Here is a 21,656-nt window from a genome sequence, read left to right as displayed (position 1 = left end):
AATCTTGACAAACTATTAAAATGCAATTATAATGAATAAAAATTCAACAAAACGCCGCCGCGGTAAGAAGGAAGGTAAGGCCGCGGGGCAGTAAGGTATAGAGGTGCATGAAAGGTGAAGACGAAGGTATTTATACATGGTCATGAAGGTACGACAGGGCTCAGAATTCACGAACGGCTGAAGAGCCGCCAGGATATCGAGCTGGTTCCCATTGCCGACGAGCTGCGGAAGGAGCCCGAAGCGATTGCGGAATGCATGAAGAAAGCTGATCTGGCGTTCTTGTGCCTTCCCGACGGGGCGGCGAAAGAAGCCGTCGCCATTGCGGCCGACTGCCAGGTCCGCCTCATCGACACGTCGACGGCCCATCGGACGGCCGACGGCTGGACCTACGGCTTCCCTGAATTGTCACCGGCTCAGTATCAGGCCATCGCCGAAAGCGACCGCGTCGCCAACCCGGGCTGCCACGCCAGCGGCGTCATCGCCGTCGTCCAGCCGTTGGTACAGGCCGGCATCCTGCCGGACGACTATCCCGTAAGCGCCGTGTCCCTGACGGGATACAGCGGCGGAGGCAAGAAGATGATCGCCCAGTATGAGGGAGAGGACAAAGGCGAGGAATTGTTCTCGCCCCGCCAATACGGCCTGACGCAGCAGCACAAGCACTTGAAGGAAATCGTCGCCGTCTGCGGCTTGGCTCAGGAGCCGATTTTCTCTCCCATCGTCGACGATTACTACAGCGGCATGGAAGTCATGGTTCCCTTGTTTACTCATTTGCTGAAGGGAACACCGTCGGCGCAGGACGTCTGGCAGGCCTTGGCGGCTCATTACGAAGGAAGCCCCATCGTCCGCGTCCTTCCCTTCGGCGAAGACAAGAGCGGCTTCGTCGCGGCCAACGCCATGAGCGGATATGACGATATGGAAATTCTCGTGACGGGCAATGACCAGCGCGTCGTCGTGACGGCCTTGTTCGATAACTTGGGAAAAGGCGCTTCCGGCGCGGCGATTCAGAATATGAACATCATGTTGGGCCTCGACCCGACGACAGGATTACAGATAACGAAGTAAAGACGCAGCAATAGAAAGGTGGAGTTAGTATGAAACAGGTATATGATGACAGCTGCTTACCGCAAGGATTCAGCGCGGCCGGTACGTACAGCGGCCTTTGTGACAGCCGCGTGCGATTGGATTTGGCTATGATCGTAAGCCGTACAAACTGCTCCATCGTCGTCTCCAGCGCTCAGGGCGTATGGCAGAGTGCGGGAAAGGCCCTGCTGCTGCACAACGGGGCGGCCCTTCCCGAAGGCCTGCGGGGACAGGAAATCCAGCAGGAAGTATGCAGCGCGGCGTCGCAGTACTTGGCGATAGGCGCCCAGGACGTGGCCTTCGTCGCCAGCGGCGTAAAAGGCCAGCATTTCCGCCCGTCCCGCCTCATCGACAGCCTGGAAACCTTAGGCGCGTCGCTTTCGCCGTCTCACGGCGCTCAGGTCGGCGCGGTCATCGACAACTTAGGCGATATGACGGACAGCGCCGTGTCGCTGGGAAGCGGCTCCGTTCATATGAACGGCATGGCCGCCGACGGCACCGAGGCGAAGCCGGGACTGTGCATCCTCACGACGGATGCCGCAGCGACGCCGCAGCAGCTGCGGGACGCCCTGGCAGCCTGTACGGGCGCGATCAATACGGAAGGGTATACGATTATTGCCCTGGCCAACGGCATGGCGTCCGAGCCGGTCGGAGGCGCGTCGCTGGCCCAGGCCATGAAGCGCACTATGCTGCAGCTGGGATTCCAGCCGGCCTTACAGGCCTGCAGCTGAGCAGCAGAATCTGAAAGGACTGCGTGGTACAATGAAATTGCGGGAACGCAGTTTCTTGTACCACGTTACATTTTTGTACTGGGGGAAAGGTAAATGACAGAGTATAAAGACATAGCAATGCACGATATCCAATCGGTAACGAACGCCCAGAAGGCGCAGATTTTGATGAACGCCCTGCCGTATATTAAAAAATACAGCGGCAAAATCGTCGTCGTCAAATACGGCGGCAACGCGATGGTCAACGAAAGCCTGAAACGGGCTGTAATGGGCGACATCGTCCTGCTCAACCTCATCGGCATCAAGGTCGTCCTGGTGCACGGCGGCGGCCCGCACATCAAGGAAGTATTGGACCGCGTCGGCATCGAATCGAAGTTCATCGACGGCCTGCGCGTCACCGACGCGGAGACGATGAAAATCGTCCAGATGGTGCTGGCCGGCCAGGTCAACAAGGATTTAGTCAGCCTCATCGGCTCGATGGGCGGCAACGCCATCGGCCTGTGCGGCCTCGACGACCGGATGATCCGCGTCCGCAAGCAGAGCGACGACCTGGGCTTCGTCGGCAAGATTACGTCGCTGGACGTTGAAATCATTCAGGATAATCTGGATAAGGGCTACATTCCCGTCATCGCCACGATCGGTACGGATAAAAATGGGCAGGCCTACAACATCAACGCCGATACGGCGGCGGCTGAAATCGCCGGTGCTCTCAACGCCGAATGCATGGTGTCCATGACGAACATCGATGGCGTCCTGCGCGACAAGGACGACCCGTCGTCGCTGATTACGGACCTCACCCTGGCTCAGGCGGACGAGCTGAAAAAAGAAGGCGTCATCGCCGGCGGCATGATTCCCAAGGTGCAGTGCTGCATCGACGCCATTCAGGCCGGCGTCAAGAAGGTCTTTATTGTCAACGGCATGGTTCCCCACGCTATCCTGATCGAGCTGCTGACAGAAGAAGGCCTGGGCACGATGTTTGTCAACAAGTATTCCGAAGGCCGCTGAACGGCTATTGCATGAAAAAAAGGAGATGTGCGAATTGGCTATGGATTTTAAAGCTGCAGATAAAGAATATATCGTAAACGTATACAACCGGATGGACGCCGTGCTGGACCACGGCAAGGGTTCCGTCCTGTACGATGTCAACGGCAAGGAGTATATCGACCTCAGCGCCGGCATCGCCGTCAACGTCTTCGGCGTCTGCGACGACGTCTGGAAAGACGCTGTGATGGCCCAGCTCAATAAGCTGAGCCATATTTCCAACGTATTTTACACGGAACCTCAGGTCATCCTGGCGAAAATGCTCTGCGAAAAGACGGGCATGAAAAAGGTCTTCTTTTCCAACTCCGGCGCGGAATCGAACGAATGCGCCATCAAGGCGGCCCGCAAATATTCTCACGACAAATACGGCGACGGCCGCTATACGATCATCACGCTGAAAAACAGCTTTCACGGCCGGACGATGGCTACGCTGACGGCTTGCGGCCAGGATTCGCTCCACGAAGATTTCGGCCCCTTCCTGGACGGCTTCGTCTATGCCGAAGCGGATAACTTCGAATCGGTCAAGGCCCTGGCTGAAGAAAATAACGTCTGCGCCGTCATGATGGAACTGGTACAGGGCGAAGGCGGCGTCCATCCTCTTGACCCGGCCTTTGTCCGTGCCGTCGTCGACTATGCCCATGAAAAGGATATCTTGGTCATTATCGACGAAGTACAGACCGGCAACGGCCGTACAGGCGCGCTGTACGCCTACATGAATTACAGCATTCATCCCGATATCGTCACGACGGCCAAGGCTATCGGCGGCGGATTGCCCTTTGCAGCGACGATGTTTGCCGATTCCTGCCAATATACGCTGACGGATCACACCCACGGCTCGACCTTCGGCGGCAACCCGATCTGCGCCGCCGGGGCTATCTCCATCATCGAACGGCTGGACGACGCATTGATGGCCGAAGTACGGGAAAAGGGCGCGTATATCAAGGCTGAGCTGGAAGGCTGCCAAAACGTCGAATTCGTGTCGGGCATGGGCCTGATGATCGGCGTGAAGCTCAAGAAGGACTTGGGAACCGTCGTAAAGGAATGCGTGGACAAGGGCGTCCTGGTCCTGACGGCCAACGGCCTGCTGCGCCTCCTGCCGCCCCTCAACATTCCCTGGGATGTCTTGAAAAAAGCCGTTGCCATCGTGAAAGACGTCATTGACGCAGAATAATACCTATGCTGAAAAAGGCGAGTCCTGCAGGGCTCGCTTTTTGTATTACCTGTAAGCGGTTAATTTTCCGGCAAGTCTTGTCAGGGACGGCCCTATTGTTTTAAAATGAAGTATGCCCCATAAAAACTATAAAAAGTAAAGGAAGAGGATAAGGAGACTAGATATGAAACATTTAAAGATAGCGTACAGCTTTGACGTACAATACTACTTCGTAGACAGCGACAGGGAAATCGTGCCTGTCGAACAGACGGACTTTACCGACGTAGCCGTCGCCGTGTTGTCCGACCAGGACTTCGCCTACATCGACAAGATCGACGCGACGGGCTTCGGCATTCCCATCATGATTATCATGCCTGGCGGCGAACGGCTTCCGGAAAAATATATCGGCAAGGTCGACGCCGTCATTACGGAGGAAATGGTCAACAAGAGCCGCTGCATTTCTACGGCAGAGCGGCTGGCCAGCAACTACGAGCAGTTTGTCCTGCCGCCCTTTTTCGCCGACCTCGTAGAGTACGTGAGCGAAAAAAACAATCCTTTCGACTGCCCTGGCCATCAGGACGGCGAATTTTTCAAGAAGCATCCGGCAGGACGCTATCTCTATGATTTCTACGGTCCCCATATTTTCCAATCCGATATATGCAACGCCGACGTTACGCTGGGCGATTTGCTGATTCACGAAGGGCCGGCCCTGGAAGCCCAGGATTTTGCTGCCGAAGTGTTCCACGCCGATAAGACCTATTTCGTCCTCAACGGCTCGTCGTCGTCCAATAAGGTCGTGACGAACGCCTTGCTGACGCCGGGCGACCTGGTACTGTATGACCGGAACAACCATAAATCCGTAGCCATCGGTGCCCTCATCCAGGCCGGGGCGACGCCGGTATATTTGGAAACGGCCCGCAACCCCTACGGCTTCATCGGCGGCATCGACGCCCATTGCTTCGACGAAGCCTACCTGCGCGAGCTGGCTGCTGAACGGGATCCGGAAAAGGCGAAGCAGCCCCGGCCTTTCCGCCTGGCCGTCATTCAGCTCGGCACTTACGACGGCACGCTGTACAACGCCCGCTACGTCGTCGACAAGATAGGCCATCTCTGCGACTATATCCTGTTCGATTCGGCCTGGGTCGGCTACGAGCAGTTTATCCCCATGCTGCGGGACAGCTCGCCGTTGCTGCTGGACCTGCACGGCGACGACCCGGGCATCATGGTGACCCAGTCGGTTCACAAGCAGCAAGCCGGCTTTTCCCAGGCGTCGCAGATTCATAAGAAGGACAATCACATTCACGACCAGAAGCGCTACTGCAACCATAAGACCTTTAACAATGCCTTTATGGCCAACGCCTCGACGAGCCCCTTTTATCCCATGTTCGCCACTATCGCCGTCAACGCCAAAATCCATTCGGGCGACGCTGGCCGGAAGATGTGGCGCGACTGCGTGAAGCTGGGCATCGACGCCCGCAAGAGCATCCTCCAGCGCTGCCACTACATCAAGCCGTTCATCGCGCCGACGGTACACGGGAAGCCCTGGCAGGACGGCGACACGGAGCAGATGGCCGACGACATCGCCTACTTCACTTTTGAGCCAGGCGCAAAATGGCATGCCTTTGAAGGCTACGGCCCGGATCAGTACCGCGTCGACCCGTGCAAGCTTCTGCTCACGACGCCGGGCATCGACGCTGAGACGGGCGAGTACGAAGACTTCGGCATTCACGCCAATATCCTGGCGACGTACCTGCGGGGCAACGGCGTCATTCCGGAAAAGTGCGACCTGAATTCCATCCTGTTCCTGCTGACGCCGGCGGAAAACTGGAATAAGCTCCGCTTCCTGACGTCGCAGCTCGTCCGCTTCGAACGGTTTGTCGATAACAACGTACCCATGCAGGAAGTCCTCCTGGGCGTGTACAATTCCCATCCGGCACGCTACGCCGGCTACACGATCCAGCAGCTCTGTCAGGAAATGCACGATTTCTACAAGGCGAGAAATGTAAAGAATTTGCAGAAGAAGCTGTTCCGCCGCGACTATTTCCCCGAATACGTCATGACGCCGCAGGAAGCGCAGCACGCCTTTATCCGCGGACAAGGCGAACTCGTCCCTCTCGACGAGCTGGAAGGCCGGATCGCCCTCGAAGGGGCCCTGCCCTATCCGCCGGGCGTCCTCTGCGTCGTGCCGGGCGAACGGTGGTCGCCGACGGCCGTCCAGTATTTCAAGGCCCTCGAAGAAGGGCTCAACGAGCTTCCCGGCTTTGCCTCGGAAATCCAGGGCGTATACCTGGAACACGAAGACGACGGCCGCGTCCACGCCTACGGCTACGTGCTGAAAGAATAAAACGATATGGTAAACTAAAAGCCCTGTGCAGCGATGCTGTACAGGGCTTTTTTGGATTTCTTATAATAGATTTTTTACGGCTTCTGTAATCTTCTTGGCGATATAGGGGTTGTTCATCGTGTAGACGTGGATGCCGTCGACACCGTTAGCCAAAAGGTCGGCGATCTGGTCGATGGCGTAGGCGATGCCGATATCCCGCATGGCTTCGGCATTGTCGCCGTATTTTGCGATGGCCCGCTGGAACTTGACCGGCAAGGTCGCGCCGCACAGGGACACCATCCGTTCGATTTGCTTCTTATTGGTGACAGGCATGATGCCCGCTTCGATGGGGACGCTGATGCCGGCGATTTCGCACCGTTCGAGGAAGCGGTAGAAGGTGGCGTTGTCGAAGAAGAGCTGGGAAATGAGCTCGCTGGCGCCGGCGTCGACCTTCGTCTTTAAGTTGCGGATGTCGGCGGCCATGGTCTGGGCTTCCGCATGGCCTTCGGGATAGCAGGCGCCGATGACGTTGAATTCCGGGGCGTTCTGCTTGATGAAGGCTACGAGGTCGCTGGCATGTTCGAAGACATGGGCCCGTTCGCGGCCCGGCGTTTCGTCGCCCCGCAGGGCCAGGATATTTTCGATGCCCGCCTTTTTCAGCGCGTCCAACGTGCGCAGGGCGTCGTCTTCAGTCAGGTAAATGCAGGGCATATGAGCCGCCGTTTCACAGCCGTAGGTGTGCTTGATAGCCGAGGCCACTTCGACGGTGCGGTTGCCGCCGCTGCCGCTTCCGCTGGCGCCGCAGGTGACACTGATGAAATCGGGATAAAGCTGGCTCAGCTCGTCTAAAGCGGCGTAAATCGTCTCGATGGGCGTATCCGGCTTGGGCGGGAAGACTTCAAAGGAAAAGACTGTTTTTTTGGCAAATAATTCATTTGTGCGCATATATATTGCTCCTTGCTGCATAGCTGACAGGGGGTAAGCACGAGTACAGCCGCGTGTTTTTGTTTATATTATATCATGAAGTATGGCCGTATGTATAACAAAAGGGCCTGGAACGAGGCCCTTTTGCATGAATATATATGTGTGTTGTATTAGAAGCTGGGCAGAATGGCTCCCTGGTATTTGTCTTCGATGAATTTCTTCACTTCCGGAGACTGGAGGGCTTTGACGAGAGCCTGGATTTCCGGGCGGTTTTCGTCGCCTTCGTGGATGGCTAAGATGTTAGCGTACGGCGAGTCTTTATCTTCGAGGAAAATCGCGTCCTTCAGCGGATTGAGGCCGGCTTCCATGGCGAAGTTCGTGTTGATGACGGCGATGTCTACGTCGTCAATGGAGCGGGGAATCTGGGCGGCTTCCAATTCGACGAACTGGAGGTTTTTGTCGTTTTTCACGATGTCCTGTACCGTAGAGGTGATGCTGCCGTTATCCTTCAGGGAAATCAGGCCGGCCTTCTGCAGGATGAGCAAAGCACGGCCGCCGTTGGTCGGGTCGTTGGGGATGGCGACCTTCGCGCCGTTTGCCAATTCGTCCAGTTTGGCGACTTTATGGGAGTAAATGCCCATCGGCTCGATGTGGACCTTGCAGATGGCCTTGAGCTGCGTGCCGTGTTCTTTATTGAACGTTTCCATGTAGGGGCCGTGCTGGAAGAAGTTGGCGTCCAGCTCCTTGTCGTTCAGGGCCAGATTCGGCTTGACGTAATCTGTAAATTCGATGATCTTCAAATCGATGCCGTCCTTGGCTAAGAGGGGCTTGATTTCGTTTAAGATTTCCGCGTGGGGAACGGGCGTCGCGCCGACGGTCAGGACCTTATTCTGCGTCGACTCTTTGCCGCCTGCCGGGGCGTCGCTGCCGCAGCCGGCGGCCAATACGGCCAGCGCACAGAGAGCCGCAGCGGCCAGGACGGTAAGTTTTTTGAAATGCTTCATAAATGATTCCTCCTAAATATAAAATGATATGGCGTAAGACCGTTTAGCCTTTTATCCCATGAAAAAAGCCCCTTTCCCAAGAGAAAGAGGTATCGTCGCAGGGTCTTTATCTCTCGGAAATCAATCCGCAGGAATTAGCACCGTCGTTATCGGTTGCCGGGCTTCATTGGGCCAGTCCCTCCGCCGCTCTGGATAAAAGGATGTAAAATTGTCTTGAACATAGTGTATCATGAATCTCAGATTTGTCAAATTGCTATATTTGCATAGCCTGCCGGCCTGATATGACGAGAACGAAAGTAACGGGCAGAACGGCAAAAATGTGATATAATCAAAGGACGAGATATTGCATTAGGAGGTAATACGAAATGGAATCGATTCAAGACGTAGTAAAAAAATACCAGCAAGGCGGTAATAACTGTTCCGAAACGGTATTAAAGGCCTGCAATGAATATTACGGCCTCAACCTGTCGGACGACGTGTTCCGCATGGTATCGGTCATGGGCGGCGGCGTCGGCGGCTCGGGCTGTCTCTGCGGCGCCCTGAACGGCGCCTGCCATATCCTGGGCCTTCTCGTAGGCCGCAATACGCCGGAAGAAAAGACCAAGGCGGAAATCTACGCTCCCGTAAAGGAATTTTATCAGCTGTGGATGGGTAAGTTCCACGCGTCGTGCTGCCGCGTCCTCAAGAGCCCGGCCAACGGCGGCCCCGTATCCTGTCCGGAGCTCATGGTCGGTACGGCGGAGCTCCTGGCGGCCTTTATAGAAGAAAAGGGATTGCTTAAAAAATAAAGACATGGAAAAGACCTCGTACGGCGTCGTACGAGGTCTTTTTGTGCGTATTTATTTATTCGGCAGGATGACGTCGCGGGCCCGGACGTCCTTGCTCAGGCTGTCAATGTGGTTGGCAAAAATCTTGGCCATGCGGATATTTATTTCATCTTTCATTGGCACTTGATAATGCGATGGCGTAAGGGTGTTCCAAGCTGAAGACGGATTTCCGTCAACGTGGATGACATCGTTTTCATCGGGTTCAATGAGAACGTATGTGGGAATTTGATGCATGTCGTTTTGCCAGATGCCTAGTTTTACGTCAGGGCTATCTTTCGTGTCATTCTGCCGGGCCATGATAAAGGTAAGGGGGTAATAGCTCTTTTTACCGTTCGAGAACTGGGTGTACTGTGTGCGGAAATGGATGAGCGACTGTTTGAATGGCACAACGGCAATGGAATCACTGGCTTTGTCGGCAATGACGAAACAAGGGCCGGCTGTCGTCTGGAACAATGCTAGGTAGCCGTCGTCATCTTCTTCGGAAACAGCCACGACTTCACCATGGAGAGTATGGTCTTCAGCCATTGCCTTGGCGGTGTCCAGGCTGTTGGGGGACGGAAGTGTTTGATAGGCTGAGCCTTCTGGCAACGCTTTGCTGATGATGCGGTCGCTGTCGGAGAAGGTGACCTGCGTTGCCGTAGCCGATTGGACGAGGCCGCCTAAGCCGACGAGGCAGACGATGGAGACGGCCAGGCCGATGAGATAGGGCTTGGATTGTCCCGTCGGCTGCTTGCGCTTGACGAGGACGGCGCAGACAATCGCCGCGATGACGAGGGCCGCGCAGACGACGCCTAACAGGATGGCTGTCGTCTGATGGAAAATGCGGAACTGGGCCTGCATGTGAATATCCTGGCCTGCCGAGGCGCCCTGGGTGTTGATAAAGGCCGGCTTCAAATCCCAGACGAGGGTCTTGCCGTCGTCGAGGACCTGGTCGGCGTTTGTGGCGTCGACGGCCATGGGCAGGTGCATCGTAAAGTCGAGAGACGCCGAGTTGACGGCTGCGGCGACGGCCTGGTTATGGATTTCGTTGAGCTGGGCCGCTTCCCGTTCAGCCTGCTTACGGTATTCCAAATAGCTCCAGACGTCGACGCTGGACGGTACCTGGAAGAAATTGGGAATATTGTCTTCGTAATGGGCCTGTGGCAGGGCGGCGTTTTCCTGTCCCTTGATCCGCGTATGGATGGAATAATAGTCATACAAGAGGCCCTTGTGCAGCCGGATTTCACCGTATTCCGGGTCGGGCGTCCAGAATTCGCCGCCTGTATCGGCAATATCCTGTATGCCGGCGTAGGTTTTGCTGGACCGGTAGCCGTTTGCCGTATCTTCGACGGTGAAGCCGTTCTGCCGGTCTTCCTGCTTCCATTGATTCAGGGAAGCGGCCATGTCGGCCTGCATGGGAATCTGAAAGGATAAGTCCTTGCGCAGGACGATGGAGCCGTCGTCCTTAAAGGTCATGTCGGCGTGCAGGTCGGCGCAGCCGCTCAGAAACAGCCCGCTCACTACGAACAGGCAGGCCGCCGCAGCGCGGCGCATAACGTGTTTGTACATCATAATCTATCCCCCGCTTTCAAAAGGTGTCTTTGCCTTTACTGTAGCATATTCGCCGGGATATGACAACGGCCGGAAGCTGTCGCGGCGGCAGCAGATATGCTATAATGTATACTTAGCAAATTATATCATGATGCAGCATAGATGAGAGGATAACCATGGGAAGTATAAAAGTACAGAAATTATCGAAATCATTCGGCGTCCATACGGTGTTTCAGGACGTATCCTTTGAAATCCGCCGCGGCGAACGCATCGGCCTCATCGGAGCCAACGGCGCAGGCAAATCGACGCTCCTGAAATGCCTTATGGGTCAGGAAGAATATGACAGCGGCGTCTTCGTCGTGTCCGAAGGCGAATCGGTCGGCTACCTGCAGCAGGATATTGCCTTTGAAGACGACGTAACGCTGCGGCAGACCATCACCGAGGCCTGGCAGGACGTGCTGCGCCTGGAAGAACAGCTCAAGGATGCGGAGAAGGACATGCAGGCCCATCCCGACGATGAAAGCGTCATGAACAAATACGCCCGCCTGCAGGAACGGTTTGAATGGCTCGGCGGCTATGAATACGAATCCATGTCCCGGAAGATCGTCCACGGCCTGGGCTTCGGCGAAGCCGATTTGGACCGGCCGGTGCAGCAGTTTTCCGGCGGCCAGAAGACGCGCATCAACCTGGCCAAGGCCTTAGTACGCCGTCCCGATTACTTATTCCTCGACGAACCGACGAACCATCTGGACATGGACATGCTGGAATGGCTGGAAGGCTACTTGCTGTCCTATGGCGGCGGCATCCTCATCGTGTCCCACGACCGCTATTTCCTGGACAAGGTGGCGACGGGCATACTGGAGCTGGAACACGGCAAGGTGACCAAATACAAGGGCAATTATTCCCGGTACATCGTCCAGCGGACGGAGCAGCGCAAGGCTCTGGAAAGGGCCTACCAAAAACAGCAGGACCATATCCGCCAGACCGAAGAATATATCCGCAAGTATAAGGCCGGCATCAAGGCCAAGCAGGCCCGGGGCCGTCAGTCCCAGCTCAACCGGCTGGAGCGCATCGAACTGGCTCCTGAAGCGGAAACGCTGCATTTCCATTTTGCGCCGGCAGAAGAATGCGGCCAAAAGGTCCTCGTCCTCGACGATATCTGCGGCGGCTTCGGCGACCGGCAGTTATTTGACCACTTGTCCCTGCTGCTGCGCCGCGGCGAGTCGGCGTCCCTCATCGGGCCGAACGGCACGGGCAAGACGACGCTCCTGCGCATGATTATGGGCGAAATCGAAGCGGACAAGGGCCACATCACCCTGGGCAGCCGCGTGCATATCGGCTACTTCGCCCAGGAGCATACGGATTTGCACGGCGCCTGGACGGTGCTGGAAGAAATCATGAACGATTTCAGCTACGGCGAAGACGAAGCCCGTTCCGTGCTGGGCCGCTTCCTCTTTCAAGGCGACGACGTATTTAAGGTCGTCGACAGCCTGAGCGGCGGCGAACAGGCGCGGCTGGCCTTATTGAAGCTGTTTTTGCAGGGCGCCAACTTCCTCATCCTCGACGAACCGACGAACCATCTCGACATTCCGACGAGGGAAGTACTGGAACAGGCCCTGCAGGAATTCGGCGGCACGTACCTCGTCGTATCCCACGACCGCTATTTCCTAGACAAGATTACCCAGCGGACCCTCGTGCTGGAAGATAAGAAGATCAAGGAATTTTTAGGAAACTATACCTATTACCGGGAAAAGGTGCGGGAAGCGGAAGAACGGGCGGCTCAGGAATTAGCCGAACGGGAAGCGGAAACGGCTGCGGCAAAGCCTAAGCCGGCCGCTGCAGCGGCTAAGGCGGAACCGCCTGCCAAGAAAGGGCCTGCGCGCAAGGAACCGTCGTACGGAACGGCCTTGAAGCTGGAAAAAATAGAAATGAAAATCGCCGAGTTGGAAGCGACGCTCAAGATGTACGAAGTGCAGATGAACCTGCCTGACGTGCAGACCGACGCCGACAAGATGATGGAGCTGACCCGCCTTTACGACGAAACGCAGGCACAGCTGGACGCTGCGTACGAGACGTGGGAGCAGCTTTCTGAGTAGGTATTCTAATCATGAATTGCATGACAAAATAATATATAACCAAAGAGAATTAATTTTGGTAAAACGTAGAACCATAAGTAATTATCGGAAGAGAGCCTATCTTTATAACGACGTCTTGCCTTGTAAATGATAAATATATTGAAAACAGCAGCCTTTACAATATATTTTAACGTGCTATACTATCTTCAATCGCTTTTTAGCCGGTAGGATTTCCTACACTCGCGAGCGGCTCAAAGTGAGGGGTATGAGCTAAATTTTAGATACAGAAAGAAGCGATTGAATGATGGCAACGTTTAATCCGGTTACGCCGGAATTACTGGAAAAATTACGAAACGTCGTAGGGGATAAGTATGTCAAGACCGATGAAGATTATTTGACGGCCTATCAGACTGATGAAGAAGGAAATTCGATTTACTTCCGCAAGCCCGAAGTCGTCGTATTTCCCGGCAGTACGGAAGAAGTAGCGGCGATCGTCAAGCTGGCGAACGAGTATTTGGTTCCATTGACGCCCCGTTCGGCCGGCTCCGGCGTCGCCTGCGGCGCTATTCCCATCTATCACGGCATCGTCGTCGAATTGGAACGCATGAACAAGATTTTGAAATTTGACGCCGACAATATGTACGCTACCTGCCAGACCGGCGTATTGACCGGCGATTTGCAGGCTGAAGCGCGGAAACATAATTTGTTGTACGCAGGCGATCCGTCCAGCGCCGAAAGCTGCCAGATCGGCGGCAACGTCGCCAACAACGCCGGTGGCAATAAAGCCGTCAAATACGGCACGACGCGCCACCAGATTTACAGCTTGAAAGTCGTTACGCCGACCGGTGATATCGTCACGCTCGGCGCGCGGCTGCAAAAGTGCTCTACCGGCTTATGCCTGGAACAGCTGCTGGCAGGTTCGGAAGGTATTTTAGGCATCATCACAGAGGTTACGGTCAAACTTCGCCCGCTGCCGCCGTATAGCTTCAACATGGTCTGCGTGTTTAAATCTGATGAAGAAGCCTTCGCCCTGCCGAATAGGATTTTAAAAGCCGGCATCGACCCGACGAGCATCGAATTTATGGATAACGAAGCATTGCAGCTGACCTGCAAATTCCTGGACATGAAGATGCCCCACGTCGACGACGGCTGCGACTACGTCATCGTTACGGTCGAATCGTTTAACGAAGACGATTCGGACCGCAAGATGGAACAGCTCTGTGACTTGGCGGAAGCCAACGGCTCTATCGACGAATTTGAAGCCGACGCCCGTATCTGGAAGCTGCGCAAGCAATTTGCCGAAGCGGCCCGCAGCGTCGACAAGATGTTCCAGACAGAAGATTTCGTCGTGCCGCTGGACAAGATTCCCGATATTACGAAACAGCTGCCGGAACTGCGCCGGAAATACGATTTGTACTGCGTCACCGTAGCCCACATCGGCGACGGCAACATTCACGTCCTGCCTTTGAATAATAAAGGCTTATCGCCGGAAGAATGGTTTAATAAAATCAAAGCTTTTCATCACGATTTGTTCCCCCGCGTATATGCCTTAGGCGGCAAAATGTCGGGAGAACACGGCATCGGCTTTAAGAAATTGGAAGAATTTGAAGCCTGCACGCCTGAAGGAGAATTGAAGATGATCCGGGCTATCAAAAAGGCCTTGGATCCGAATGATATCATGAATCCGGGCAAGCTCGTCAACGTCGGCTGAGAGCGCCTTTGCAGATCATAACAAAGATAACGACAGGGTTTATACTTTTTTTTATATATTCCCTGTCGTTTTTTATTACCTTATAGAATAGCATAATATGTAAAGAAAGAATGAACTTGCGCCATATTTTCGCGGAAAGATTGTCATAAAATTGTTGATATAACCATACAAATAGATTATAGTTATATAAGGTAGATAATGAAGTAAATGGGAATGCGGTGTTCCCCGTTGTTGCAGTGGAGCTAGGGTGGTACGATGAAATATTATAGCCGTTTGAAGCCCCTTCGCCTGGAAGCGAAAATGTCCCAGGCCGATGTGGCGAAAGTGTTGAACTGTTCGCAAGTTGGATATGGAATGTACGAGCTGGGAAAACGAAAAATTTCCGTAGAAAAGCTCATGGTACTGGCTAAGCTGTACCATGTGTCGCTGGACTATCTCGTCGGCTTTACGGACGAACGGGAAGGCCGCAAGTCCTGGCACGACGAAGACGAATATATGTAAATCATGTGAAAAAGCGCTGCCCCTGATGGGAACAGCGCTTTTTTTATGCGTGTATTACGAATATAGACGATATTAGACGTTGAAACGGAAGTATGTAACGTCTCCGTCCTGCATGACGTATTCCTTGCCTTCCAGGCGGACGAGGCCTTTTTCCTTGGCGGCCTGTTCGCTGCCGCAGGCGATGAGGTCTTCATACGATACGATTTCGGCGCGGATAAAGCCCCGTTCGATGTCCGTATGGATTTTGCCGGCCGCCTTCGGCGCCTTCGTGCCCTTGACGATGGTCCAGGCCCGTACTTCGTCGGCGCCGGCCGTGAAGAAGTTGATAAGGCCCAAAAGGGAGTAGCTGGCTTTGATGAGCTTGTCCAGACCCGATTCGGGAAGGCCCAGCTCTTCTAAGAAGACTGAGGCTTCGTCATCGGGAAGCTCGGCGATTTCCGATTCGATTTTAGCCGATACGGCGACGACCTGAGCGCCTTCCTGAGCGGCGTATTCTTCGACGCGCTTGACGTTCGGGTTGGAGTCGGGATCGCCTGCTTCGTCTTCGCTGACGTTGGCGATGTAAATGATCGGCTTCAGCGTGAGGAGATTCAAGTCCTTGACATGAGGGAGCTCGTCTTCCGTCAGGCCGGCTTTACGGGCCGGTTCGCCTTCTTCGAGAGCCGCCAGGACCTTTTTCAGGACTTCGTATTCCGCTTTCGCCGCCTTGTCGCCGCACTGGGCTACCTTGGCGATGCGGTCGGCCCGCTTCTGCGTCGTTTCCAAGTCGGCCAGGCACAGCTCGGTGTTGATGATTTCGATGTCGCGGATTGGGTCGACGGAGCCGGCCACATGGGTAATATTGGAATCTTCAAAGCAGCGGACGACTTCGGCGATGGCGTCGGTTTCGCGGATGTGGCTGAGGAATTTATTGCCCAGCCCTTCGCCCTTGGACGCGCCGGCTACGAGGCCGGCAATGTCGACGAAGCGCATGACGGCGGGAATCGTCTTTTTCGGATGATACATGTCCGTCAGGACCTGGATGCGGTTGTCCGGCACTTCGACGACACCGACGTTCGGTTCAATCGTGCAGAAAGGATAGTTTGCCGCTTCTGCCCCGGCTTTGGTAATGGCATTGAACAGGGTGCTCTTGCCGACGTTCGGCAAGCCGACAATGCCGACTTCCAGATTGGTACTCAATGGTTAAACCACCTTTTTATTTGAATAATTTTAAATCAGCAATACGTTTGACCGCTTCGATGGTGTTTTCCTTCGTGCCGAAGGCCGTCAGGCGCAGGTAACCTTCGCCGTGAGGTCCGAAGCCGGAGCCCGGTGTCGTGACGACGTGGGCTTTTTCCAGGAGCAGGTCGAAGAAATCCCAGCTCTTCATGCCGTTCGGCGTCTGTACCCAGGCATAGGGGGAGTTCGTCGCGCCGTATACCGTGAAGCCAGCCGCTACCAAACCGTCGCGGATGATGTGGGCGTTTTCCATGTAGTAGTTGACGTCGGCGAGGCACTGCTTCTGGCCTTCCGGACTGTAGTACGCTTCGGCGGCGCGCTGGATGACGTAAGGCGTGCCGTTGAAGAAGGTGCACTGGCGGCGGTTCCACATGGGGTTCAGTTCGACTGCCGTGCCGTCGGCTTTATAGCCTACGCAGGCCTTCGGGACGACGACGTAAGAGCAGCGCGTGCCCGTAAAGCCGGCGCATTTGGAGTACGAACGCAGTTCGATGGCGACTTCCTTAGCCCCTTCGATTTCAAAAATGCTGTGGGGAACGTCCGGTTCTGTAATATATGTTTCATAGGCTGAGTCGTAGATGATGATGAATTTCTTTTCTTTCGCCGTCTTGACCCAGTTTTCCAGTTCGGCCTTGGACATGGCCGTGCCCGTCGGGTTGCTGGGGTTGCACAGGTATACGATGTCTACGTCTTCCGTCGGCGGTTCGGCCTTGAAGCCGTTTTCAGCCGTGCAGGGGAGATAGACGACACCGTCGTAAATGCCCTTTTCGGCGTTCCAGTCGCCCGTATGGCCGAGCATGACGTTGGAGTCGAGGTAAACCGGGTATACCGGGTCGGCTACGGCGAATTTCAAATCGCTGCCGAAGATTTCCTGAATGCAGGCAACGTCGGTCTTTGCGCCGTCGCCGACGAATACTTCGTCGATGTCGAGGTCGATGCCGCGCGTCTTGTAGTCGCCGTCGATGATGGCCTGACGGAGGAAATCATATCCCTGTTCGGGGCCGTAGCCGCGGAATGTTTCGGCCTTGCCCATTTCGTCGACGGCCTTGTGCATCGCTTCGATGATGGCCGGAGCCAGGGGGCGCGTTACGTCGCCGATGCCGAGACGGATGATGTTTGCTTCAGGGTGCGCTTTAGAAAAGGCTTCTACTTTTTTCGCAATCGTAGCGAATAAATAGTTGCCGGGGAGCTTTAAATAATTTTCATTTACATGAGCCATGATGCGGAGCCCTCCTTATATAGCTTCTAATCTATAGTATGATTTGCATAATCTTTTACTATTGTACTACAATACGCAGTCCTTGCAAAGATTCGCCAAATAGGCTGGCTTATGATAAAATAAAATCATCATTATTCGATTCATAAATGAAACTATAGGGATGAAACAGTTTTTGTGATGTATGAGGAGATGAGGCGATGAAGTTTGCGATTTTGATGGGGAGCCCGCGAAAGCACGGCAACACGGCCCAATGTCTGGAGCCCTTCTGCGACGAATTGAAACGGGGCGGCGCAGAATATACGCTGACCTGGCTGTACGACAAAAAGATAGAAGGCTGTCACGCCTGCCGCGGCTGCCAGAAGGACTGGTCTGATTTCAACTGCGTCATCGACGACGATATGACGGCCATCGCTGCCGACATAAAGGACAGCGATGTCATCGTCCTGGCGACGCCTATCTATTCCTGGTACTGCACGGCGCCGATGAAAGCCCTGCTGGACCGCTGCGTATACGGCTTCAATAAATATTACGGCGACGAAGTAGGCCCGGCGCTGTGGGCCGGCAAGAAGGTCGCCGTCTTTACGACCTGCGGCTATAAGCCGGAGCACGGCGCGGACCTCTTCGCCGAAGGCGTACGGCGCTACTGCAAGCATTCCAGGCTCCGCTACGCCGGACTGTTTGCCGAGCGGCATTTGGGATATAAGACCGTGTTCATGGACGAAGGAAAAGCGGAACGCGCCAGAGCCTTTGCCCGGCAGCTGCTGCAGGGATAAGCGGCATATCGGGGCGCGGAGCATTGACTTGCAGTGAGAGCCTTGTTATAATGCAGTTAGGCAAGACTATATAGAGAGTGTTTTGCACAGGTATGAAAAAGCCCATGAGATGGCGGTCTCATGGGCTTTTTGACATAATTACGGAAATGTCAATCCGAGACTAGTTGCTCAGTAACTGGAAAAGCATGTCTAGTCCTTTGCAAATGTAGTAGGCGGTTACATTTACCATGACAGCTTTCCAAAATAAATAGAGAGTGTTTTTTTGCACAGGCTTCACCACCTTCCTGTTGCCAGGATGGAGCGAGCAACGGTCTTAGTATATCATGACGATTGCAGACTGCATAGCCTGATACATGGGAATCTATTCGCGCACTGCATAACAAAATGATTCGTTATGCCGATGTCTTGTCTGTCTTCACGGGAGGCTGCTTTTGGCATATAATAATAGATGCCGCAGCAAGTCAGCATTTGCGGCGTATCTGGAGAGAAGGGATGCGAGAGCATGAAGTATAGGGAACAAAATTGTCTCATTGCGTATTTTTCTCACGCCGGCCAAAACTATGCCAGCGGGAAATTAGTCGATCTGACTGTCGGCAATACGGAGCGGGTGGCTCGCATGATACGGCAGTATACGGGAGGCGCGTTGTTCCATATACGGCGCGATATTCCCTATCCGTACGATTATAAAGAAACCGTAGCCGCCGCCAGACAGGAAAAGGCCGATGGCGCCCGCCCGGCTTTGGAACGGCAGCTGGACAGTGTCGCGCCGTATGACGTCGTGTTCCTGGGCTATCCGAACTGGTGCGGCACGATGCCCATGGCCGTGTGGACCTTCCTCGAATCCCATGACTTCGGCGGAAAGCTCATCATGCCCTTCTGCACTCACGAAGGCAGCGGCTGGGGCACCAGCTTGCAGGATTTGCACGATCTGTGCCCGACGGCGACGATCGGGCAGGGACTGACGCTGTTCGGCACGACGATTCTCGATGCCGAAGACGACGTGCGCCGCTGGCTCCAGCAGTAAACGGCCCGTATACAGTTGACATACGGCACAACAAAAGCGCAGCTTTGTGGAATAACTCACAGAGCTGCGCTTTTTAGCACTGTAATTAATTATTTTGCTTATTTCCGTTTTTTGGTCTGTTTAATGCGGCGAAATTTTAGATTAATTTTTTGATTAATTGATTAATGGAAAAATCAGCAAAAACTGGTTCTATAATAAATAGGTGTTGAGGTAACGACAGACATCATATATCTGCCGCTACCCCATTTTATAAAAAAATGGACATACGACGAATCTCCTGTTACTATTAAAGCGACCAAACCCAATAGAAAGGAGATGTCCTATGTCCAATTTTTATTATATCGAAGAAATGCTCTCTTTAAAAGAGGCTGAAGTAACTTCTTTGGAAATGCTGGAAGATAAGCAGATTCTTCATCTGTCTATACCAAAGAAAGAACAGTGCTGTCCGCATTGTCATACCCGTACTTCCCGTATTAAGGATTACCGTTCGCAAACCGTGTTCATTGCCATTGTAAATGACCTTCCCGTATATGCGCAGTTTCGTAAACGGCGGTATAGCTGCCCGGCCTGTTATCGTACCTTCTATCCGTCGCTGTCGTTTGTACAGCCGTATCAGCGCCGTAGCCAGTAAGTACAGATGCTGATTCTCAAGGAATGCAGACAACGCCAGACCTTTACCTCCATTGCCGCCCGCTACCGAGTGTCTGTTCCTACAGTAATTCGCTATTTTGACCGCATACAATATGCTAAACCAACAAGACTGCCATGGCTGTTGGCTCTGGATGAATTCAAAGGCAACGCCCAAGGGCAGAAGTATCAGACGAGCATCACGAATCCCTTTACGCATAAGATTCTGGATATCCTGCCCAACCAGAATACGCAGGATATCATCAAGTATTTCCGTTCGTTCCCAAAGAAACAGCGAAACCGGGTGCGCTGGGTCATCATGGATATATCTAACCTGTTTCGGAAAGTCGTACAAGAAGTCTTTCCCAATGCCGTCATTATATGCGACCGGTTTCATATCATCCGACTGGTGCTGCGGGCTATGGAACGAGTACGCAAGTGAACCCAGAAATCATTCCCCAAGAAAAGCCGTTACTTCAAGCGGAATAAACGGATTCTGCGGAAAGCCGGCCATACGCTGACGCCGGACGAACTAGTATGCCTTGAGGAAATCCTGTCGCATTCGGAAGACTTATGGAAAGCGTACGCACTCAAAGAAGCCTTTTATAAGGTACTGGATATGAAGAGAACTCCGTATGCAGAACCAGCGCTGCAGGAGTGGCTGGAATTGGTCCGTTCTGCTGACCTGGAAGAATTTCAATCGCTGCAAAAATCGTTTACAGACTGGTTCGAAGAGATTGTAAATGCCCTGAAATACCAATGGTCCAACGGATATACCGAAGGGTGCAACAATAAAATCAAAGTACTAAAACGAATCAGCTTTGGGATTCGAAGATATAGCCGGTTTAAGAACCGAATTTTATATATAGCCTAACCAATGATTGGGAACGGGAAGCTACAAAATACTGTAACAAGAGCATATACCCCAACATTTGACAAAGAACCTTTTTTTCTTGTCAAAAACTATAAATCATTAAAAGTCACTGTAAATATAAGAAATAGGAAACGATACAAACGAAATATTAATAAAATGAATAATAATTGGAATAAAATACATTGACAAACATATAAATGAGGTGTTCATATATGTTTAATATATAGCAGAAAATAGCTGATTATAACGCTGTTATTTATGAATTAAAGCATTTATCATATTGTATTTATAGGAAAAAAGATGTATACTTTTAACTATATAAAGGGGGTGAGCAAGATGGTCTCTAGCTGGAACGAACGGCAGATGTACAGTCATACGTCGGCAGGCAGCAACATGAAAAAATCGCATACGGGGGGGGGGGTACTATAAGTATATTATTTTTGACCTGCCCATAATGAAAAATGTATGGGGATACGTGCGTCCCCTTATATATAGAACGTATTTTTTTAGGCAGCATAGGGATATGCTGTCTTTTTTGCGTCCATGGATTCGTTTTTTTTCTCTGCCTGGCATGGCTGGAGATAGCGGGACGAGATAATGAAGCGAAAAGCTAAATGCTTAGTTTGCGGCGCTATGTTTACGGCTGACAGGATTACGCAGAAATATTGCAGCGCTTTTTGCCGGAGGTATGCCCATCGGTATGGTTTAATCGATCGCGGCGAACATCCTAAAGGGGCGGACGTAGTGCGGGAATTTCACTGCGTGCGCTGCGGTACGCTCGTCACCATCGTCGACGGACGAGATAAACGGACGAAATTTTGCTCGGCTCATTGCGAGCGGCTGTATTGGAAGCATTCGCAGCACGTGAAGCCTCACGGCGTTGCCCGTTCCTTTTACTGCCGAAACTGCGGCGTCCGCGTCGATGTAAGTGATCCGAAGGACCGGCGGACATCCTTTTGCAGCGAAGCTTGCCGCAAACAATGGTTTTCACAACACCGAAAAAAGAAAACGCGACATATATAAGGAG

At 53.4% G+C, this 21,656-nt stretch carries 18 protein-coding genes, 1 pseudogene and 1 riboswitch; of the genes and pseudogenes, 14 read left to right on the top strand and 5 right to left on the bottom strand.

Translation table 11 applies throughout. The annotated features are described in order from the left end of the window. Positions 1–114 precede the first annotated feature (114 nt). From argC to speC, 5 genes are all read left to right on the top strand, one after another. A complete protein-coding gene (gene argC, locus DKB62_RS05560) occupies positions 115–1,062 on the top strand; it encodes an N-acetyl-gamma-glutamyl-phosphate reductase (protein WP_107196202.1) in 948 nt (315 codons plus the stop codon). Between the two features lie 29 nt (positions 1,063–1,091). After that, the gene (locus DKB62_RS05555; protein WP_107196203.1) at positions 1,092–1,811 is read left to right on the top strand and encodes an arginine biosynthesis protein ArgJ; all 720 of its coding nucleotides are present in this window, start codon (positions 1,092–1,094) and stop codon (positions 1,809–1,811) included. 126 nt (positions 1,812–1,937) lie between these two features. Then, on the top strand, positions 1,938–2,813 hold the full coding sequence (gene argB / locus DKB62_RS05550; RefSeq protein WP_107196250.1) for an acetylglutamate kinase: 876 nt from the start codon (positions 1,938–1,940) through the stop codon (positions 2,811–2,813). A 40-nt stretch (positions 2,814–2,853) separates the two neighbouring features. Beyond that, a complete protein-coding gene (locus tag DKB62_RS05545; RefSeq protein WP_198643508.1) occupies positions 2,854–4,020 on the top strand; it encodes an aminotransferase class III-fold pyridoxal phosphate-dependent enzyme in 1,167 nt (388 codons plus the stop codon). A 163-nt stretch (positions 4,021–4,183) separates the two neighbouring features. Continuing rightward, positions 4,184–6,343, top strand: a complete 2,160-nt coding sequence (gene speC, locus DKB62_RS05540; RefSeq protein WP_107196205.1) for an ornithine decarboxylase — start codon at positions 4,184–4,186, stop codon at positions 6,341–6,343. A 60-nt stretch (positions 6,344–6,403) separates the two neighbouring features. Here speC and metF read toward each other — a convergent pair whose 3' ends face one another. Together metF and DKB62_RS05530 are read right to left on the bottom strand one after the other, a co-directional pair. Then, the gene (gene metF, locus DKB62_RS05535; protein WP_107196206.1) at positions 6,404–7,267 is read right to left on the bottom strand and encodes a methylenetetrahydrofolate reductase [NAD(P)H]; all 864 of its coding nucleotides are present in this window, start codon (positions 7,265–7,267) and stop codon (positions 6,404–6,406) included. Between the two features lie 149 nt (positions 7,268–7,416). Further along, positions 7,417–8,250, bottom strand: a complete 834-nt coding sequence (locus tag DKB62_RS05530; protein WP_087477629.1) for a MetQ/NlpA family ABC transporter substrate-binding protein — start codon at positions 8,248–8,250, stop codon at positions 7,417–7,419. Positions 8,251–8,353: 103 nt separating this feature from the next. Next, positions 8,354–8,449: riboswitch (SAM riboswitch) on the bottom strand. A 166-nt stretch (positions 8,450–8,615) separates the two neighbouring features. On the opposite strand from DKB62_RS05530, the gene DKB62_RS05525 reads away from it, so the two are divergent. Then, the gene (locus DKB62_RS05525) at positions 8,616–9,038 is read left to right on the top strand and encodes a C-GCAxxG-C-C family protein (RefSeq protein ID WP_087477628.1); all 423 of its coding nucleotides are present in this window, start codon (positions 8,616–8,618) and stop codon (positions 9,036–9,038) included. Positions 9,039–9,089: 51 nt separating this feature from the next. Here DKB62_RS05525 and DKB62_RS05520 read toward each other — a convergent pair whose 3' ends face one another. After that, a complete protein-coding gene (locus tag DKB62_RS05520) occupies positions 9,090–10,628 on the bottom strand; it encodes a hypothetical protein (RefSeq protein ID WP_107196207.1) in 1,539 nt (512 codons plus the stop codon). A 155-nt stretch (positions 10,629–10,783) separates the two neighbouring features. Between DKB62_RS05520 and DKB62_RS05515 the strand changes: the two genes are divergently transcribed. The 3 genes from DKB62_RS05515 to DKB62_RS05505 all read left to right on the top strand — a co-directional run bounded on the left by DKB62_RS05515 (position 10,784) and on the right by DKB62_RS05505 (position 14,894). Beyond that, positions 10,784–12,703 (top strand): ABC-F family ATP-binding cassette domain-containing protein, encoded by a 1,920-nt coding sequence (locus DKB62_RS05515; RefSeq protein WP_095629744.1) that lies wholly within the window; start codon positions 10,784–10,786, stop codon positions 12,701–12,703. 280 nt (positions 12,704–12,983) lie between these two features. After that, positions 12,984–14,393 (top strand): FAD-binding oxidoreductase, encoded by a 1,410-nt coding sequence (locus tag DKB62_RS05510; protein WP_107196208.1) that lies wholly within the window; start codon positions 12,984–12,986, stop codon positions 14,391–14,393. Positions 14,394–14,648: 255 nt separating this feature from the next. Continuing rightward, positions 14,649–14,894, top strand: coding sequence for a helix-turn-helix domain-containing protein (locus DKB62_RS05505; RefSeq protein WP_087477624.1), 246 nt, complete (start codon positions 14,649–14,651; stop codon positions 14,892–14,894). A 72-nt stretch (positions 14,895–14,966) separates the two neighbouring features. Here DKB62_RS05505 and ychF read toward each other — a convergent pair whose 3' ends face one another. Beyond that, on the bottom strand, positions 14,967–16,073 hold the full coding sequence (gene ychF / locus DKB62_RS05500) for a redox-regulated ATPase YchF (RefSeq protein WP_087477623.1): 1,107 nt from the start codon (positions 16,071–16,073) through the stop codon (positions 14,967–14,969). A 16-nt stretch (positions 16,074–16,089) separates the two neighbouring features. Beyond that, on the bottom strand, positions 16,090–17,331 hold the full coding sequence (locus DKB62_RS05495; protein WP_087477622.1) for an LL-diaminopimelate aminotransferase: 1,242 nt from the start codon (positions 17,329–17,331) through the stop codon (positions 16,090–16,092). A 197-nt stretch (positions 17,332–17,528) separates the two neighbouring features. Here DKB62_RS05495 and DKB62_RS05490 point away from each other — a divergent pair, with 197 nt between their 5' ends. The 5 genes and pseudogenes from DKB62_RS05490 (at position 17,529) to DKB62_RS05465 (ending at position 21,652) form a co-directional block, all read left to right on the top strand. Beyond that, positions 17,529–18,104: a flavodoxin family protein gene (locus DKB62_RS05490; RefSeq protein WP_087477621.1), complete on the top strand. Its 576-nt coding sequence runs from the start codon at positions 17,529–17,531 to the stop codon at positions 18,102–18,104. A gap of 502 nt (positions 18,105–18,606) precedes the next feature. Beyond that, positions 18,607–19,128 carry a flavodoxin gene (locus DKB62_RS05485; protein WP_087477651.1) on the top strand — a complete coding sequence of 174 codons (522 nt, stop codon included), beginning with the start codon at positions 18,607–18,609 and terminating at the stop codon, positions 19,126–19,128. Between the two features lie 322 nt (positions 19,129–19,450). After that, positions 19,451–19,759, top strand: a complete 309-nt coding sequence (locus tag DKB62_RS05480; RefSeq protein WP_087477620.1) for a transposase family protein — start codon at positions 19,451–19,453, stop codon at positions 19,757–19,759. A 6-nt stretch (positions 19,760–19,765) separates the two neighbouring features. After that, positions 19,766–20,629: pseudogene (locus DKB62_RS12795) on the top strand (ISL3 family transposase). A gap of 597 nt (positions 20,630–21,226) precedes the next feature. Then, positions 21,227–21,652 (top strand): hypothetical protein, encoded by a 426-nt coding sequence (locus DKB62_RS05465; protein ID WP_107196210.1) that lies wholly within the window; start codon positions 21,227–21,229, stop codon positions 21,650–21,652. Positions 21,653–21,656 lie beyond the last annotated feature (4 nt).

This window comes from Megasphaera stantonii, assembly GCF_003367905.1.
Taxonomy (GTDB): Bacteria; Bacillota; Negativicutes; order Veillonellales; family Megasphaeraceae; genus Megasphaera; species Megasphaera stantonii.
This window is presented reverse-complemented; position numbering and strand designations above follow the sequence as displayed.